16 protein-coding genes, 1 tRNA gene and 1 riboswitch are annotated in these 15942 nt (G+C 71.2%); of the genes, 9 read left to right on the plus strand and 8 right to left on the minus strand.

Features of this window, described 5'->3' with window-relative positions; translation table 11 throughout:
* Positions 1–28 precede the first annotated feature (28 nt).
* Positions 29–101: transfer RNA gene (locus ACTWNK_RS33735), tRNA-Ala, on the minus strand.
* 92 nt (positions 102–193) lie between these two features.
* Between ACTWNK_RS33735 and ACTWNK_RS33740 the strand changes: the two genes are divergently transcribed.
* Both ACTWNK_RS33740 and ACTWNK_RS33745 read left to right on the plus strand, forming a co-directional pair.
* Positions 194–856 carry a tRNA-dependent cyclodipeptide synthase gene (locus ACTWNK_RS33740; protein WP_474308961.1) on the plus strand — a complete coding sequence of 221 codons (663 nt, stop codon included), beginning with the start codon at positions 194–196 and terminating at the stop codon, positions 854–856.
* Between the two features lie 24 nt (positions 857–880).
* Positions 881–1513 (plus strand): EF-hand domain-containing protein, encoded by a 633-nt coding sequence (locus ACTWNK_RS33745; protein ID WP_474308962.1) that lies wholly within the window; start codon positions 881–883, stop codon positions 1511–1513.
* Here ACTWNK_RS33745 and ACTWNK_RS33750 read toward each other — a convergent pair.
* Positions 1412–2824: a vWA domain-containing protein gene (locus ACTWNK_RS33750; RefSeq protein WP_474308963.1), complete on the minus strand. Its 1413-nt coding sequence runs from the start codon at positions 2822–2824 to the stop codon at positions 1412–1414. The genes ACTWNK_RS33745 and ACTWNK_RS33750 overlap by 102 nt on opposite strands.
* 215 nt (positions 2825–3039) lie before the next feature.
* On the opposite strand from ACTWNK_RS33750, the gene ACTWNK_RS33755 reads away from it, so the two are divergent.
* Positions 3040–4758 (plus strand): asparagine synthase-related protein, encoded by a 1719-nt coding sequence (locus tag ACTWNK_RS33755; protein ID WP_474308964.1) that lies wholly within the window; start codon positions 3040–3042, stop codon positions 4756–4758.
* A gap of 4 nt (positions 4759–4762) precedes the next feature.
* On the opposite strand, the gene ACTWNK_RS33760 is transcribed toward ACTWNK_RS33755, so the two are convergent.
* Positions 4763–5224, minus strand: a complete 462-nt coding sequence (locus ACTWNK_RS33760; protein ID WP_474308965.1) for a rhodanese-like domain-containing protein — start codon at positions 5222–5224, stop codon at positions 4763–4765.
* 104 nt (positions 5225–5328) lie between these two features.
* On the opposite strand from ACTWNK_RS33760, the gene ACTWNK_RS33765 reads away from it, so the two are divergent.
* Both ACTWNK_RS33765 and ACTWNK_RS33770 read left to right on the plus strand, forming a co-directional pair.
* Positions 5329–6300: a helix-turn-helix domain-containing protein gene (locus ACTWNK_RS33765; RefSeq protein WP_474308966.1), complete on the plus strand. Its 972-nt coding sequence runs from the start codon at positions 5329–5331 to the stop codon at positions 6298–6300.
* 6 nt (positions 6301–6306) lie between these two features.
* Positions 6307–6717, plus strand: coding sequence for an ASCH domain-containing protein (locus ACTWNK_RS33770; RefSeq protein ID WP_474308967.1), 411 nt, complete (start codon positions 6307–6309; stop codon positions 6715–6717).
* Here ACTWNK_RS33770 and ACTWNK_RS33775 read toward each other — a convergent pair.
* Both ACTWNK_RS33775 and ACTWNK_RS33780 read right to left on the minus strand, forming a co-directional pair.
* Positions 6689–7627, minus strand: coding sequence for a WXG100-like domain-containing protein (locus ACTWNK_RS33775; RefSeq protein ID WP_474308968.1), 939 nt, complete (start codon positions 7625–7627; stop codon positions 6689–6691). The genes ACTWNK_RS33770 and ACTWNK_RS33775 overlap by 29 nt on opposite strands.
* Positions 7624–7998 carry a hypothetical protein gene (locus ACTWNK_RS33780; RefSeq protein WP_474308969.1) on the minus strand — a complete coding sequence of 125 codons (375 nt, stop codon included), beginning with the start codon at positions 7996–7998 and terminating at the stop codon, positions 7624–7626. The genes ACTWNK_RS33775 and ACTWNK_RS33780 overlap by 4 nt, the downstream gene beginning before the upstream one ends.
* Before the next feature lie 11 nt (positions 7999–8009).
* Positions 8010–8219, plus strand: a riboswitch (cobalamin riboswitch).
* A gap of 88 nt (positions 8220–8307) precedes the next feature.
* Here ACTWNK_RS33780 and ACTWNK_RS33785 point away from each other — a divergent pair.
* Positions 8308–9321: a hypothetical protein gene (locus ACTWNK_RS33785; protein WP_474308970.1), complete on the plus strand. Its 1014-nt coding sequence runs from the start codon at positions 8308–8310 to the stop codon at positions 9319–9321.
* 20 nt (positions 9322–9341) lie between these two features.
* Here ACTWNK_RS33785 and ACTWNK_RS33790 read toward each other — a convergent pair whose 3' ends face one another.
* Entirely contained in the window at positions 9342–10130 is a 789-nt protein-coding gene (locus ACTWNK_RS33790; protein ID WP_474308971.1) for an SDR family oxidoreductase, read from the minus strand.
* Between the two features lie 132 nt (positions 10131–10262).
* Between ACTWNK_RS33790 and ACTWNK_RS33795 the strand changes: the two genes are divergently transcribed.
* Both ACTWNK_RS33795 and ACTWNK_RS33800 read left to right on the plus strand, forming a co-directional pair.
* A complete protein-coding gene (locus ACTWNK_RS33795) occupies positions 10263–11516 on the plus strand; it encodes a YndJ family transporter (protein ID WP_474308972.1) in 1254 nt (417 codons plus the stop codon).
* 174 nt (positions 11517–11690) lie between these two features.
* Positions 11691–13034 carry an IS4 family transposase gene (locus ACTWNK_RS33800; protein ID WP_474301915.1) on the plus strand — a complete coding sequence of 448 codons (1344 nt, stop codon included), beginning with the start codon at positions 11691–11693 and terminating at the stop codon, positions 13032–13034.
* Between the two features lie 16 nt (positions 13035–13050).
* On the opposite strand, the gene ACTWNK_RS33805 is transcribed toward ACTWNK_RS33800, so the two are convergent.
* Positions 13051–13446 (minus strand): DUF3224 domain-containing protein, encoded by a 396-nt coding sequence (locus ACTWNK_RS33805; RefSeq protein ID WP_474308973.1) that lies wholly within the window; start codon positions 13444–13446, stop codon positions 13051–13053.
* Positions 13447–13623: 177 nt separating this feature from the next.
* On the opposite strand from ACTWNK_RS33805, the gene ACTWNK_RS33810 reads away from it, so the two are divergent.
* Positions 13624–15201: an alpha/beta hydrolase gene (locus ACTWNK_RS33810; protein WP_474308974.1), complete on the plus strand. Its 1578-nt coding sequence runs from the start codon at positions 13624–13626 to the stop codon at positions 15199–15201.
* Positions 15202–15226: 25 nt separating this feature from the next.
* Here the strand turns inward: ACTWNK_RS33810 and ACTWNK_RS33815 are convergent, their stop codons facing one another.
* Positions 15227–15940 carry a hypothetical protein gene (locus ACTWNK_RS33815; RefSeq protein WP_474308975.1) on the minus strand — a complete coding sequence of 238 codons (714 nt, stop codon included), beginning with the start codon at positions 15938–15940 and terminating at the stop codon, positions 15227–15229.
* Positions 15941–15942: the final 2 nt, after the last annotated feature.

Raw genomic sequence — 15942 nt, forward strand, 5'->3', positions numbered from 1 at the left:
ATTACGGAAAGCGGCCCTTGGAATGCGGTGGAGCTAAGGAGATTCGAACTCCTGACCCCCTCCATGCCATGGAGGTGCGCTACCAGCTGCGCTATAGCCCCTTGCGCCGATCGGCACTCTGCAAGTGTACAGGCCTTCGAACACTGTTGTGCACGACAACGCAACGCCTTCGACTTGCTACCGTCCGTGAGATATGGACACGGTTCCACTGACGATCAGATGCGAGGCGCTGTTCGCCGAGCGGGAGCATGCCCTGCTCGGGATCAGCGCGCTCAACGGGTACTTCAGCCAGTCGACGGTCACGCGGCTGCTGGGCTGGGCGCTGGGCACGTTCAGACAGGTCGACGTGCTGGTGCCGGGGCGGGAGCTGGGGCTCACGCTGCTGGCCAAGGGCTGTCCGGAGGGGAAGGTGGCGGGCAAGGCCAGGGCGGCGATCAACAACACGCGCAACCGGGTCACCACTGCGCTGCGCGAGCTGGACGGCAAGGCCAGGGTGTTCTCCTGGACCGACCTGGAACAGCACGCCCCTTACGCCGGGCGCAGGCGCGAGATCGAGGATTTGTTCAGAACGGATCCGGCGTTCAGGGAGCACTGCCTCGATGCGGTCGGCATGATCGTGGGGGCCGATCCGGAGGCGCGGAGCATCGCGATGCCGTTCCTGTTCGCCGAGCTTCCGCTGGTGCTGGCCTCGCCGCCCATTCTGGGGGTGTCCTCGTCGGTGTTCTGCTATCCGAGGCCGATGCCGCTGGTCAGCAGGCTATATGCCGGAATGCTGCCGATATTTCCGGACGCAGGGCAAGGGTTTCTGGTGACTCGATTGACAGGGCTTCTCACCAATGGCAAACATGACACGTAACCGGAGTGACCAGGGGTGGGACTCATGGATCCGAGGGCACGCAACGCCGGCATCGCATTCGACACCAGCGACATGGATCACGACGGATTTCTGGATCACCACGACATGGTCGTGGTCGCCTCGGCGCTGTCGGACCGGCTCGGCCTGCCCGAGCTCTCGCCCCAGCGCGAGCGGCTGACGACGGCCTACGAGGTGGCCTGGCGGCACGCCACCGCCGAGATCGGCACCGACGCGCAGGGCAGGATCAGCCGTGAGGCCTACATCCACCACGCCCTCGCACCGGCGCTCGACCGCACCGCCTTCGTCGCCCATGTCGTCTGGCCGATCACCGACGCCCTGTGGGACGCCCTCGACACCGACGGCGACGAGAAGCTGACCAGAGCCGAGTACCTCCGGCTGTGGGCCGCCTACGACGTCGAGGGCGACGCCGCCAGGGAGGCGTTCGAGCGCCTCGACCGCAACCTCGACGGACGGCTGTCCAAGGACGAGTTCGCCGAGGCGATCTACGACTTCTACTACACGGGCGACCCGGACGTGCCGATACTCGGACGGCTCTCAGCCGAGCGAGGCGGCTCTTCCGATCAGCTCGGCGAGCTCTTCCACCGCGCGGTCCTCCGTCGTGCGGCCGAGCCTGGCGGCGTGCTCGGCGAGCTCTGACAGACCGAGCCCGAAGGCCTCGCGGTCGCGCAGCTGCAGGGCGAAGGCCGCCGCGACCATGCCGACCTGCAGCCTGGGCGCGCCGTCCGACCAGATCGAACGGCCGAGCTGTGTGACGTCCAGCGTCCTGCTCGCCTCGGCCGGTCGTCTGGTGTCGGGCTCCTGCCAGCGCACGCTCACCTGGGCGAGCTGGCCGGAGGCGCCCGGCCGCAGGCGCAGGGCGTAGAGCGCGGTCACGGCGTGGCCGGGCCCGATCTCGCCGCCGTCGCGGGAGTCGTCGCGGAAGTCCTCGGTGCTCAGCCTTCTGTTCTCGTAGCCGATCAGGCGGTAGGAGTCCACGACGGAGGGGTTGAACACCACCTGGGCCTTGGCGTCGCGTGCCCGCAGCTCCACACTGGCGGGCAGCCGTTCGACGAACACCTTGCGCGCGCCCGCCTCGTCGGCGATGTAGACGGCCGCCCCGTCGCCGTTGTCGGCCAGCTGCTCCATCAGCTCGTCGCCGTACTCCCTGCCGACGCCCACGCACAGCAGGGTGATCTGCCGCCCAGCCGCCTCTGCGACCGCGTCGAGTATGCCCTGCCACGTGGTGTCGCCGAGATTGGCCAGGCCGTCGGACAGCAGGATGACCCGGTTGGTCGCGGCCGGCCTGAACGCGCGGGCCGCCTCCTCGTAACCGGTCGTCATGCCCTCCTCCAGGTTCGTCGACCCGGCGACCTCCAGCCGGTCGACCGCGCTGTGCAGGGCGGCGCGTTCGGTGAGCGGGGTGGTGGGGGCGACCATCGTGGCCCGGTCGCTGAAGCTCACGATGGCCACCTGGTCACCGGGGTCGAGCTGGTCGATCAGCGTGTGCAGCGAGCGCTTGACCAGGTCGAGCCTGCCCGGCTCCGCCATCGAGCCGGACACGTCGACCACGAACGTCAGATTGGCCGGGCGGCGCTGCGACGCGTCGGCGCTCCTGGTCTGCAGGCCGACGCGCAGCACGGACTCCCCGTCGGCGCCCAGCGCGGCACCGTCCATGTGTACGGCGAAGCCGTCGTCACGGGGCTCGGCGTAGCCCTGGTCGAAGGAGTTGACGTACTCCTCGGGCCTGACCTCGCCCGGCTGCGGCCTCGCGCCTTCGGCGATGACGCGCTTGGCGTAGTCATAGGAGGCGGTGTCGACGTCGAGGGCGAAGGTGGAGATCTGCGCCGTCGTGGTGTCCTCCCAGAGCGAGCCTTCCCTCTCGGCCTCCCCGGACTCGCGTGCGGCCCTGTCCTCCGGCACGGCCGGGGCCGCGCTGCCGTACGGGGCCGCCTGGTCGTGCGAGCTCACGGCGCCCTCGGGGCCGGCGCCGCAGCCGGAGAGCAGAATGAGCGCCGAGCTAGCCGTAATTGCCGCTAAAGAGCGAAATTTCATGTCTTGGCACCTCCAAGCGGTATGACGGCAGCTGGAGGCGCATCGCCGGGCCCTTGACCCAAGCGACGGCAAACCGTGCTCGACGCGTGATCGGTTGCCCTGAACCGGCGCCGTCCGGTTTGCTGAACGCCATGCGCATCCACCTGGCACTCGCGGCGAAGAACGGCGACCTGCCCGAGCGCGTCATCGCGCGGGCCCGGTCCCTGGTCGGCACGGCCTTCCCGGTGCCGCCCGAGGTGATCAGGGAGGCCGGGTGGAACGGGCGCGGCGTCGCCCTGCTGGCCTGGAGCAACGAGCCTGACGACACCCGGCAGCCGCCGATGCTCGACGCACGCGCCCACGAGGCGGCCGGGCTCAACGGCCATCCGGGCTGCGCCTCGCACTGGCACGCGGCCGACGGCGAGATCTCGGCCCGCACGCCGATCAACCGGGTCTGCCCGGTCTTCCACGCCGAGAACGCCGATCTGCACGTCGTCGGCAGCCGCGCCCTGCTGGTGCACCTGGCCGCGCTCGGCGAGGACGACCGGGTCAGGTTCGACGTGCTCGCCCTGCAGTCCATGGTCAGGCAGGGCTTCTTCCTGTCCGACGAGACGCCGTACGCCGGGGTGACCGCGCTGCGCCCCGACACCGAGATCCGGATCGCCGACGGCCGCCGTACGATCACCGCGACGCCGCTGCCGACGGCCGCGCCGCCGCCGGCCGGAGCGCGGGCCAGGCGCGCGGCGATCGACGAGCTGGCCGGGGCGCTGCTGGCCACCGTGGAGCCGCTGCGCGGGCTGCCGGAGCCGGTGAACCTGGCGCTCACCGGCGGACGTGACACCAGGATCCTGGCCGCCCTGCTGCACACGGCGAAGGTGCCGTTCCGGGTGACGACCAACGGGCTCGACACCCATCCCGACGTGATCCTGGCCAGGGAGCTCGCCGCCAGGCTCGGCGTCGAGCACACGGTCATCCCACCGGCGGGCACACCGGAGGCGATGGTGGTCGAACACCCGCTCGCCCGGACGTACGAGACGCTTCGCGCGTGTGAGGGCATGACCTCGGCCTACGAGACGATCGTGTCCTACCTGCCGTATTCGGCCAAGCCCACCATGTCCGGCCAGAGCGGCGAGACGCTCAGGGCGGGCAGCCTCAACCTGCTGCAGACCGACCTGAGCGACAAGGCCCTGCTCAGGCGGATCACCACGACGTTCACCAAGGACGGCGCCCTGTTCACGGCCGAGGCCAACGAGCACGCCGCCGAGCTGGCCAGGCCGTGGCAGGCCAGGGGCGACCGGCTTGAGGCGCTCGACCACATGTACATCTGGTACAAGGTCGGCCGCTGGCAGGCCAGTGCCCGTGCGGGCGCCCTGCGCAGGGGCGACCCGGTGCGGCCCTTCCTCGACGAGGGCGTCGTGCGAGCGGCGCTCGCCCTCGACCAGGGCTGGCGGCTGTCGGAAGAGGTGATCCACACGCTGATCGGCCGTTTCGCCCCGGTGCTGCGCGACGTGCCGATCGAGGGCAGGCAGTGGCGCTTCGCCGACGGCGCCGTCAAGCGGTGGCCCTGGTCGCGCGTGCCGCCACCGCCGATGCCCACGGTCAGGACCGCGGGCGGCTGGAGCTGGCGGACCAGTCCCGGGCCCGAGCTCTCCTCGATCCTGCGTGAGCAGGTGCTCGGCTCGCTCGACGCGCTCGCGCCGATCGTCGAGCCCGACCGGGTCCGCGCGCTGTTCGCCGAGCCCGTCGTCACCAAGGTGGCGCAGGCCTGGCACCTCTACACGGTCAGCGCCCTGCTGACCGGGCTGTATCCCGGCAAGGCCCCCGTGAGCCTGCCGTCGATCACGGTGGCCAGGCCGTCCCCCTCCGGCTGAACGCTCAGCAGGCGCAGGACACGCCGCCGACCGGCGAGGTCAGCGCGTCGACGGGGTGGCGGGTGACGCCGCTCAGGGTCTCGACGGGGAAGCCCTCGCGCGCCCAGTACTCGAAGCCGCCGATCATCTCCTTGACCGGGTGGCCCAGCTTGGCGAACTCCAGCGCCGCCTTGGTCGCGCCGTTGCATCCCGGGCCCCAGCAGTACACGACGACCGTGGCCGAGGGCGGGATCAGCTCGGCCGCCCGCGCGGCGATCTCACGCGTGGGCAGGTGCACGGCGCCCTCGACATGGCCCTGGTTCCAGCTGTCGAGGTTGCGCGAGTCGACCACGACCAGACCGGGCACGCCCGCGGCCAGGTCGGCGGCGACGTCGGACACGTCGCTCTCGAAGGTGAGCCTGGCGGCGAAGTGGGCCAGCGCGGCGGCGCTGTCGGCGGCGGGCACTGCGGTGACGGCGGAGGTCATGTCCGGCTCCTCGAAGGGTGTGGCGTGCTGACGACCGCCATCCTGCCGCCCGGCCGCACGCCGCCAACAGTGGCGTGAATGACGCCTATCGCTAAGATTGCGCCATGCTACTCCCCGCCCCCGCGAAGCTGCCGACGGTGAGCGTGCTCGCCTACGACGGCATGGCGCCCTTCGAGCTCGGCTGCGTCGTGGAGATCTTCGGCCTGCCCAGGCCAGAGCTCCAGGTGCCCTGGTACGACCTGCGGGTCTGCGCCGAGCACGACGGCCCACTGCGTGTGGTCGGCGGCTTCACCATGCGTGCCGAGCACGGCCTCGACCTGCTGACCAGCGCGCAGACCGTGATCGTGCCCGGTGTCGCCGACGTGGCCGGCCGGGTCTCGCCCGCCGTCGTCGAGGCTTTGCGCGAGGCGCACGGTCGCGGCGCGCGGATGGTCTCGGTCTGCTCGGGCGCCTTCGCCCTGGCCGAGGCCGGTCTGCTCGACGGCAGACAGGTGACCACCCACTGGAAGTACGCCGACCTGCTGCAACGCAGGTACCCGGGCGTCCGGGTGAACCCGAAGGTGCTCTACGTCGACGACGGCGACGTGCTGACCAGCGCGGGCAGCGCCGCCGGGCTCGACCTGCTGCTGCACCTGGTGCGCAAGGACCACGGCGCCGGGGTGGCCAACGCGGTGGCGCGCAGACTGGTCGTGCCGCCGCACCGCGAAGGCGGCCAGGCGCAGTTCATCCAGGCCGCGGTGAGCGCCGTCGAAGGTGACGACGCCGTGGCCAGGGCGATGGAGTGGGCGATGGCCAACCTGTCCCAGCAGATCACGGTCGCCGACCTGGCCGGGGTGGCGCGGATGTCGCAGCGTACGTTCATCAGGCACTTCAAGCTGCAGACCGGGACCAGCCCGCTGCGCTGGGTCATCGCCCAGCGGGTGGCGGCCAGCCTGCCGATGCTGGAGAGCGGCGGTGCGGCCGTCGAGGAGATCGGCGCGGCCGTGGGGTTCGAGAGCCCGGTGACCTTCAGGCACCATTTCAGCAAGGCGATGCGCACGTCGCCGTCGGGATACCGCCGGGCTTTCGGAGGATGAGCGTTCATGTGGCCACGACTTGACGGACTGCGCGTGCTGGAGCTCGGCTCGCCCGGCGAGTTGCAGGACGAACTCAACGCCCTGGTGCTCGCGGGCGCGAAACAGGCGACCGCCGGGCTGCTCGCCCTGGACTACGAGGCCGAGTCCGAGCCTCTCGAACACGTCGGCGAGCGGCTGGTGCTCGTCGACGGCTCGGGCGCGCGGCTGACCGAGGTCGAGGTGACCAGGGTCGAGGTCGTCCCCATGCGCGAGGTGACCTGGGAGTTCGCCGACGCCGAGGGCGAAGGGTTCACCTCGGTCCAGCACTGGGCCGAGGCGCACACGAGGTACTGGCGCGAGCACATGGGCCACGCCGTCCAGGACGACGACCAGGTCGTCTGCCTCTGGTTCAGGGTGGCGGCGGCGTCTGCCACGTAGGCGTCTTGCCGCGCTGGGCGATGCCGACCATCAGCTTCGTGATCATCTGCTGGTACGAAAGCCCGGGGTCGCCGCCGCTGATCAGGTCGTAGGTGACGGAGTAGGCGCTCGACCCGACGTAGAAGGAGGCGAAGTCGCCGGCGTCGGTGTCCTTGAAGACCCTGCGCATCGGACCCAGCTTGGTCAGGTCGCCGACGCCGAAGAAGACCAGGCAGGCGGCGAAGTCGAAGGCGGTGTTCTTGGCCACGGTGCCGGGCGAGCCGAGCGGCTGGCCCATGAGCGGCTTGATGGTGGAGGCGAGCGCGAGGTCGCCGAGTGCGAAGAACGCGCTGCCCGCCACATAACTGGCCATGACCTGGCGCATCTTGGCGGTCGTGACCCGCAGGAACAGGTCGGTGATCACCTTGAGCTGGGCGCGCAGCCAGATCCTGCGCCCGATCAGCGCGATCATCGACGCGCCCGGCCCGCCGACCCACGGCCAGGCCGCGGCGAACGCCAGTTGCGCCATCGCCACCGCCGTGACGGCCAGCTTCGCCTCGCGCTCCTTCTCGACGCTGTCGGCATAGGCCTCGCAGGCCAGCGCCATGCCTTCGGCCCGCCGTGCGAACTCCAGCGCCACACCGTCGACCGAGAAGGTCTGGCCCGATGAGGTGGTGACCCCGCTCTGCCAGGCCTTCCTGAACGCCTCGCTGCCCGCGCTGGGGTGCTCCTGCCAGACCCGGGCGGCCACCGTGCCCATCCGGGCCGAGGCCTCAAGCCGTTTGCCCAGCGCACGCCACAGCGCGGCGGCCCGCCTGGCGCCTTCGGGGTCGCCTTCGGGCCAGTGCTCGATCAGGTCGTAGATCAGGAACCCGGCCAGCCCCGCCCCTCCGACGGCGGCGAACAGGCCGCGCGGCAGTTTCGCCATCATGCGAGGTACTCCCCCAGGCCACGGACGTTGTTCCACTCGGCGACCTCGACATTGGCCGCCATCAGGCCCAGCCGGGCGGCGATGCCGTCGTAGGCGTTCGCCAGCGCCGTCGTCTCGGTGACGAGCCTGTCCATCATCTGCAGGTAGCCGGGCGCGCCCTCGCCGCCCCTGGCGAACGCCTGTCCCGCCTTGTCGTTGCCGAAGAACTCCCCCACCTCGCCGAACATCAGCAACGCCGCACGCAGGTCCGCGATCAGGTCCTCGCTCTCCATGTCGAAGAGCCGCTCGACGTTCTGGCGTAAGCCCTCGGGCGACATGGCCAGTTCGACGGCCGAACTGGTGTCCACCCCTTGGGGCACGTGATCTGTCATGACCGTCTCCTCTATCATCGCCTTGCGACTGGTTCGATCATCCTGTCAAAGATGATCGACGCAAGAGGGAACCCGGTGCGAGTCCGGGACTGCCCCGCAGCGGTGAGTGGGAACGAACGCCGTCACGTAGCACTGGGCCACCCCGGCCTGGGAAGCGACGGCCAGTAGGCACGAGCACGACGCCCACGAGTCCGAACACCTGCCATCGCCCGCGTGCCGTCTGGCGCGCGGTCACGCCATGGCCTCGCGGGAGGGCCGGGGGCCACCCTCGGCATGCCCGCAAGGCGGGTTCCGCGAGGGAAGGACCCCATGAGACAGCAGCGCACCACGATCCTCGGCCATCCGGGAATCGACCCCGACGACGAGTTCGCCAGGGCGAGCGCGGCACACGGCGGCGGCGCCATCGACGACCTGGCGCTGGCCGAGGCGAAGGTCAGGCTGCGCGAGCGCACCTGGGCCGGCCTGCGCGACGCCGGACTGACCGATGTGCCCTCCGCACCGCCCGCCGCACACGACCCGATGCTGGAGGCGGCGCTCACCTTCGGCCTGGTGGCCGAAGGTGAGCGCCCCGGCAGGCGCTCGCACCTGCGTCTGGCCCCGTGGTTCGGCATCGGCCGCCACTACCTGGCCCCCGAGGTCGGCCCCGGCACCCGCCTCACCCTGCGCTGGCAACCCCCGGTAGCCGAGTACGGCGAAGCCGTCAGACTGGGCGTCGCGGTCAGGCCGGTCTTCGTCGGGCCGCTCACCTTCCTGCTGTCGGCCAGGCCGAGCATCCCCGGTTTCCCGCCGCTCGACCTGCTCGACGACCTGGTCGAGCGCTATGCCGAACTGCTGGAGCGGCTGGCCACGGCGGGCGTGCGCGAGGTGCAGCTCGACGAGCCCGCCCTGGCCGTCGAGCGCACGACGGGTGAGCTCAGGGCGCTGCGCCGGGTCTACGAGCGGCTCGGCGAGCTGAGCAACAGGCCGAGGCTGCTGGTGGCGACCTCGTTCGGGCAGATCGGCGAGGCGCTGGGGGTGCTGGCCGCCTCCAAGGTCGAGGCCATCGCGCTGGACTTCGTGGCGGGGCCGGGCAATCTGGAGGCGGTCGCTTCGGTGGGTGGCCTGCCGTACAAGACGGTGGTGGCGGGGGTGGTGGACGGGCGCGGGGAGCTGGGAGGCGGGCAGGGGCGGGCGCTGGCCACGTGTGCGACGTTGCTCGGGCTCGTGGGTGAGCTGGTGGTGAGCACGTCGTGCTCGCTGACGCACGCGCCGCCCGACGCCGGGCACGGGTTCGCCGGGCGCAAGGTGGCCGAGGTGGTCGCGATCGGCAGGGCGCTGTCGTAGGTGCTCGGCGTCCCGGACACTCAGCGGAGTGAGGTGACGAATCTGGTCATGCCCGACAGCCAGCGGTCGTAGTCGTCGGCCTTGCGCCGGACGAAGGCGGCCACCTCGGGGTGCGGGAAGATGTGGAACCTCTCGGCGTCGAGCCCGTCGATCACGGCGGCTGCCACCTCGGCGGGCTCGAGTACGGCTCCCGACGCGCGCACCGCCCTGGCCGTGAGGCTCTCGCCCGCCTCGTCGGCGTCGAGCATCGCGGTGCGCACGCCCTGCGGGCACAGCACGCTGACCTTGACGCCCTGGTCGCCGTAGTGGATGGCCACCCACTCGGCGAACGCGATGGCCGCCGCCTTGCTCACCGCGTAGGGCGCGTCGCCGGGGCAGCTGATGAGGCCCGCGGCCGAGCAGGTGTTGAGCAGGTAGCCCTCGCCGCGCCCGGCCATGAGCGGGACGACGGCGCGGGCGGCGTGCACGTGGGCGAGCGTGTTGACCGCCAGCGTGCGGCTCCACTCCAGGTCGGTGGCCTCCAGGCCGCTCCCGGTGATGACTCCGGCGTTGGAGCAGTACAGGGCGATGGGGCCGAGCAGGCGCTCGGCGGTCTCGACGGTGGCCACGACGTCGGCCTCGGCCGAGACGTCGGCGCGCATCGCGAAGGCCCTGTCGCCGATCAGCGCGGCGACCTCGGCGACGGCGTTCTCGTCGAGGTCGGCGACCAGCACGCCGGCCGCGCCCTCCTCGGCGAAACGCAGCGCCATGGCCCTGCCGATCCCGCTGGCCGCTCCTGTGACGACGACGACCTTGTCCCGCACCCGCATGGGCGTCTCCCCTGAACCGACCGGTCGGTATCTCCCCTGCACGCTATGGCGTTCGCCACTCGGCCGTCAAGGCGATTGAACGCGTTCAAGTCGGGCGTTATGGTCGCTTTGAACGTGTTCAAGGAGGCTCGCGTGTCCCCCCTCGTCGCCGTGATCGTCACCCTCGGCATGGTCGTGATCGTGCCCGCCGGGCTGGGGCTCGTGGGGGTGCGCTCCCGGGTCTTCCTGGCGGGCGCGCTGCCCGGGGCCGTCTCGTTGTGGCTGCCGCCAGGGCCGTTCGCCGCCGGGCTCGCCTGCTGCTACCTGGTGGCCGCCCTCTGGCTCGCGGTGCGGGCCGTGCCCCGGTTGTGGCCGCCGAGCGCCGTCGGGTTCGCCGTCGCCACCGCGCTGGCCTCTCCCGCCGTCGCGGCCGTCGCCCTCGTGGCCGAGCGGGCCGGAGTGTCGCTGCTGGGGTACACGCCGCAGATGCTGGCGCTGACCGTGGCGCACTTCCACTTCGCCGGGTTCGCGGCGGCGCTGGTGGCCGGGCTGGTCGCGGCCGAGACCGGCGACACGCTCGCCGCGCTGACCGTGCCCGGCGGCACGCTGCTGGTCCTGGCCGGGTACTTCGTCGCCGACTGGGCCGAGCTCGCCGGATCCGTCGTGCTGACCGTGGGGATGTGGCGGGTCGGCTGGCTGGCCTGGCGCGGGGCCGGGCGCACCGGGGGCGACCGGGTCACCTCCGTGCTCGTCGCCCTGTCCTCGCTCACCCTGGCCGCGACGATGGCCCTGGCGATGAGCTGGGCGCTCGGCCAGGCGACCGGCCTGCCGCATCCCTCGCTCGGCGTGATGATCGCCACGCACGGGCTCGGCAACGCCTTCGGTTTCGCCCTGTGCGCCGTGCTCGCCTGGCGCCGCATCCTGAGGAGACCCGCTGTGGACCTGACCTATCCCGAGGTCGGCGCGACGCTCACCGGCGACCTGCCGCCCGGCTACACGCACCTGCGCCACCAGCGCACGCTCGGCGTGCCGTTCGAGCGGGCGGCCGAGGCGCTCATGACCTGGCAGACCCACGTCCGCACCGGCCTGCGCCCCCGCCCGAGCACCCCGAGGGTGCGGGTGGGCGCCGAGGTCGTGGCGAGACTCGGCCCGGTCCGCGCGCCGTGCCGCGTCGTGTGGGCGGTGGAGGAGCCGGACCGCACCGGATGGGCCTACGGCACGCTCGAAGGCCACCCGGAGAGCGGCGAGGAGAGCTTCCTGCTGGAACGGCTGCCCGACGGCAGGGCCAGGCTCACCGTCACCGCGTTCTCCCGACCGGCCCAGTGGTACGCACGGCTCGGCGGCCCGCTCGTCACCGTGCTGCAGCGCCTGTTCCTGCGCCTGTACGCCCGCGCGCTCGACCGTTAGGGCCAATGCCGGTTAGTTAAGGTCTGGCTGCTGGTGGTGAGGGTTTCGGCTGAAGTCCGGACATGAGAACGGAGATCCAGTAGAACGGGTGATCTTCTACCACCGCCCGCACAGACTGGATCTCCGTTGGCTCGTCAGTCTGCCAGGTCTGCCCTGGCCTCCGCTATCTGTTCGGTGACGCACACGGTTCGGGTGGGTATGGGGGTGTTCGCGCCCGGTCATCTGGGCGAGCTGACACAGATCGTGCCGTTCGAGATGGTCGATGAGGTGCTGGCCGAGACCGGTGCGACCGAGCGGCGGGTGCGGGAGTTGCCCTCGCGTGTGGTGGTGTACCTGCTGGTGGCGGCGGGGTTGTTCGCCGAGCTGGGGTATCGGCAGGTCTGGTCGCGGTTGGTGGCGGGGCTGGAGGAGGGCGGGCCGGTGCCGTCATCGTCGGCGCTGGCCCAGGCCCGCAGGCGGGTGGGGGTGGCGCCGTTGAAGGCGTTGTTCGAATTGCTGGCGGGGCCACCTGCGGGGGCGGCGCGGTGGAGGGGGCTGCTGGTGTGCGCGATCGACGGGACGACGATGAGCGTGCCGGACAGCCCGCAGAACCTGGCCTGTTACGGGCGTCAGAGCGGATCTCATGGCGGATCGGGGTTTCCGCTGGTCCGGTTGCTGGCGGTGGTCGCCTGCGGTACCCGCACTGTGCTGGGGGCGAGGTTCGGGCAGTTCAAAACCGGTGAGAGCACCTATGCGCCGGACCTGTTCGGCTGCCTGCGGCCGGGAATGCTGCTGCTGGCCGACCGGAACTTCGCGGTCAAGGACCTCATCACCCAGATCGCCGCGACCGGCGGCGGCCTGCTGATCCGCTGCAAGAACAGCCGGCCGCTGCCCCGGCTGGCGGCCCTGCCGGACGGGTCGTGGATCTCGGTACTGGGCGGGGTCACGGTCCGGGTGATCGATGCGCAGATCACTCTTGGCCTCTCGGGTGGCGGCTGCCGGAGCGGTCGTTACCGGCTGATCACCACCCTGCTCGACCATCGGCGTTACCCGGCGCCCGACGTCGTGGATCTGTATCACCGGCGGTGGGAGATCGAGACGGCATACCGGGAGCTGAAATCGGCCCTCCTGGGCGGCAGGGTTTTGCGGTCCCGTACTCCTCAGGGCGTCGAACAGGAGATGTACGCCCTGCTGGTCGGCTATCAGGTGCTGCGGACCGCGATGGCCGGCGCCACCGGTCCCGACCCGGCCGTCCTGGACGACCGGGCCAGCTTCACCGTCGCTTTGTACGCCGCCCGCGACCAGATCACCGCAGCCGCCGGGATCATCACCGAGCCCGCCGGCCTGCCAGGCCGGATCGGACGGGCTGTCCTGGCCAGCCTGCTCCCCAAGCGCCGGAGCCGATCCAGTCCCCGCGTCGTGAAACGAGCGATCTCCAAACATCGCGCGAAAGGCCAGATAGACCGCACCAATCACCGCACGACCATCAACATCGACATCCTCACCGAAGCCATGTTGACGACCACCGAAGACCCTTAACTAACTGGCATTGCCGTTAGGGCAGGTCGTAGTCAAAGGTGTAGGTGTGCGAGCCGTCGGGCGCGACGGCGATCCCGATCTCGCCGCGCAGCCCGGCCAGCTCGCCCGTGCCCGAGTCGGGCACGACGCCGATGCGCAGGGATGTCTCGCCCTTGTCGCTGAAGGCGTAGTGCTGCACGACGAAGCCGCCCGATCGGCCGTGCAGCACGCCGGTGACGCGCTCGACCGCCACGTAGGAGCGCGACTCCGCCACCGGCGTGCCCGTCGCCGTCATGTGCACGACGCTCGTGCCGCTCAGCTCGCCCGCGAACTCCTTGGTCAGCGTGATCCTGGCCAGCGAGACGCCGTCGCGGTCGTCGAAGGCGTCCTGCGGCTCCCAGCCGGTGATGGTGAAGGGTCCTGTTGCTCTCATGCGGTCATCCTCGCGCCGATACCTGTCAGATCGCGTCAGGTACCGAGGGACGGGAGGGACTGCGGGGGTAAACGTGGTGCTTACGCCATGCGAATGAAGAGATTTTTCCTACTTGCTCCCGATTGGCGGGGCTATGGGGGGTGATCGACAATCGGGGCCTCTAGTGAGGAGATTCGTGTGCGAAGAAGTACGTCGCTTGTCACGCTCGTCTTAGCCCTTGTCGCATCCCTGCTCGTCCCGGCCTCCGCGTCGGCCGACCCGGTCGCCTCCCCCGCCGCGAGCCGTCCGCCCGCCATCGTGTGGACGCCGTGCGTGGAGGACCCCACGGCCGAGTGCGGCACGCTCACCGTTCCCGTCGACTGGCGCCGTCCGGGCGGCCAGACCTTCAAGCTCGCGCTGGCCAGGCGCAAGGCGAGCGACCCGGCCGCCAGGATCGGCTCGCTGGTGGTCAACCCCGGCGGCCCCGGCGGCTCCGGCGTCGACTTCGCCCTCTTCTCCGGGCAGTACTTCACCCCGGAGATCACCCGCCGCTTCGACGTGGTCGGCTTCGACCCGCGCGGCGTGGCCAGGAGCAGCCCGGTCGTCTGCACCGGCGAGGTGCTCGGCCAGGCGCCAGACCCCATCCTGAAGAACCAGGCCGACTTCAACGCCATGTACGCCTACAGCAAGCGCCTGCGCCAGGACTGCCGGGCCAGGACCGGCCCGCTCTTCGACCACGTCGACACCATCAGCGTCGTGCACGACCTCGACGCGTTGCGTGCCGCGCTCGGCGACCAGAAGCTGACCTACTACGGCATCTCCTACGGCACGCTGATCGGCCAGCTCTACGCCGAGACCTACCCGCGCCGGGTCCGCGCCCTGACCCTCGACAGCACCATGGACCACAGCGTCGACACGAAGGAGTTCTTCGACACCCAGGCCTGGACCGTGCAGGACTCCTTCGACGAGTTCGCCGCCTGGTGCGCCCGCGAGAGCAGCTGCGCCCTGCACGACAAGAACCTGCGTGCCTTCTGGGCCGGTCTGCTGGCCAGGGCCGACAAGGGCGAACTGCACTTCCCCGGCGAGCCGGACAGGCCGCTGACCTCCTTCACCCTGATCACCGCCGCGACCGACGCCTTCTACGGACCCAACTGGTCCTTCCTGGCCGACTTCCTGCATGCCGTCGACACCGGGGCCGACACGCCGACGGCCGCCTCGCTACGTCCCGCCGCCGCCCAGCGGGCCAGGGCCCTGCCTCCCGGCGTCGAGGAGTTCCCCGCGCCGATCTTCTGCCAGGACTTCGGCCTGCCGGTGCGCGACTACCGCGCCTGGGCCGACCTCATGCGCAGCACCGGCCGCCAGGCGCCCGACATGCGCTACAGCTGGCTCTCGGTGATGCTCGGCGGCCTCTGTCTCGCCACGCCCAAGCCGATCCCCAACCCGCAGCACACGCTCAGGGTCAAGGGCAGTGCGCCGCTGCTGCTCGGCAACTCCCTGCACGACCCGGCGACCGGCTACAACTGGGCGCTCGGCCTGGCCGCACAGCTCGGCAGGACCGGCACGCTGCTCACCTACGAGGGCTGGGGCCACGGCATCTACGGCCGGGGCCCGTGCACGTCCGACCCGATCGACCGCTATCTGATCAGCCTCACCCTGCCCGCACGCGGCTCCCGCTGCCCGGCCGTACCTCCGGCCGACGCGCTGAGCAAGCGCGCCACCTGGCCGACGAACACCGGCCCCCTGCCCGGCCTGCCCGGCTGGGCCCTGCGCCGCTAGTGCGGCAGCGCGCCGCCGTCCTTCGTCAGAGCTGACGGGGTACGGCGGCGCCCACCCGATGGGCCGACGACCTGGCGGGCGCGTAGCGGGTGCTGCCCGCGTAGACGGCCCGCCAGGTGCCCGCGCCCTTGTGCGCCTCGACCTTGTGCGTGAAGCGCCCAGCCCTGTCGGTCACCGCGACGGCAGGGCAGGTCGGGGCCTTGGACGACGCGGCAGGCTGGACGCACAGCTTGACCTTCCGCCCGGCGGCGGGCGCGTACGGCCTGCCGTACGCGGTGAGTTTGTGCAGGCGGCCGGACAGCACCACCCTCGCGCCCTTCCTGGCCGCGTCGAACCCGGTGAGCCTGGTGCCGCGTTGCAGCAGGAAGGTGGTCTCGGCCTTGGCGACGACGCCTTCGGGGCCTTCGGCGCTGAGTCTGACCCGCCAGCGGCCGGTCAGATCGCGGCGGCCGAACGAGCACACGAAACGCCCGGCGGCGGCCTGCTCGCGGCACGCCGGGGTGACCGGGGCGCCGTCCGGCCTGACGAAGGCCAGGTCCATGTCGCCTGATGTGCCCGCCGGGCTGGTGAAACGCGGGGTGATCGTCACCCGGGTACGGCCTTCGGCCTTCAGCACGACCGGGTTCGGTCCGACCTCGACGGCGGTGACGGCGAACGCCGTCGTGCCCGCGGCCACGGGCACGGACAGCAGGGGAAGGGTCGCGGCGGCCACGAGCAGCGGCAACGCGAGCTTGCACATGA

Source organism: Nonomuraea sp. IBHARD001, assembly GCF_056106265.1.

Bases quoted from the DNA above. Each gene is read 5' to 3' on its own strand.
- ACTWNK_RS33770 (WP_474308967.1), top strand. From the start codon at position 6,307: ATGTGGCCACGACTTGACGGACTGCGCGTGCTGGAGCTCGGCTCGCCC.
- ACTWNK_RS33790 (WP_474308971.1), bottom strand. From the start codon at position 10,130: ATGCGGGTGCGGGACAAGGTCGTCGTCGTCACAGGAGCGGCCAGCGGG.
- ACTWNK_RS33785 (WP_474308970.1), top strand. From the start codon at position 8,308: ATGAGACAGCAGCGCACCACGATCCTCGGCCATCCGGGAATCGACCCC.
- ACTWNK_RS33755 (WP_474308964.1), top strand. From the start codon at position 3,040: ATGCGCATCCACCTGGCACTCGCGGCGAAGAACGGCGACCTGCCCGAG.
- ACTWNK_RS33775 (WP_474308968.1), bottom strand. From the start codon at position 7,627: ATGATGGCGAAACTGCCGCGCGGCCTGTTCGCCGCCGTCGGAGGGGCG.
- ACTWNK_RS33740 (WP_474308961.1), top strand. From the start codon at position 194: ATGGACACGGTTCCACTGACGATCAGATGCGAGGCGCTGTTCGCCGAG.
- ACTWNK_RS33805 (WP_474308973.1), bottom strand. From the start codon at position 13,446: ATGAGAGCAACAGGACCCTTCACCATCACCGGCTGGGAGCCGCAGGAC.
- ACTWNK_RS33745 (WP_474308962.1), top strand. From the start codon at position 881: ATGGATCCGAGGGCACGCAACGCCGGCATCGCATTCGACACCAGCGAC.
- ACTWNK_RS33780 (WP_474308969.1), bottom strand. From the start codon at position 7,998: ATGACAGATCACGTGCCCCAAGGGGTGGACACCAGTTCGGCCGTCGAA.
- ACTWNK_RS33760 (WP_474308965.1), bottom strand. From the start codon at position 5,224: ATGACCTCCGCCGTCACCGCAGTGCCCGCCGCCGACAGCGCCGCCGCG.
- ACTWNK_RS33765 (WP_474308966.1), top strand. From the start codon at position 5,329: ATGCTACTCCCCGCCCCCGCGAAGCTGCCGACGGTGAGCGTGCTCGCC.
- ACTWNK_RS33815 (WP_474308975.1), bottom strand. From the start codon at position 15,940: ATGTGCAAGCTCGCGTTGCCGCTGCTCGTGGCCGCCGCGACCCTTCCC.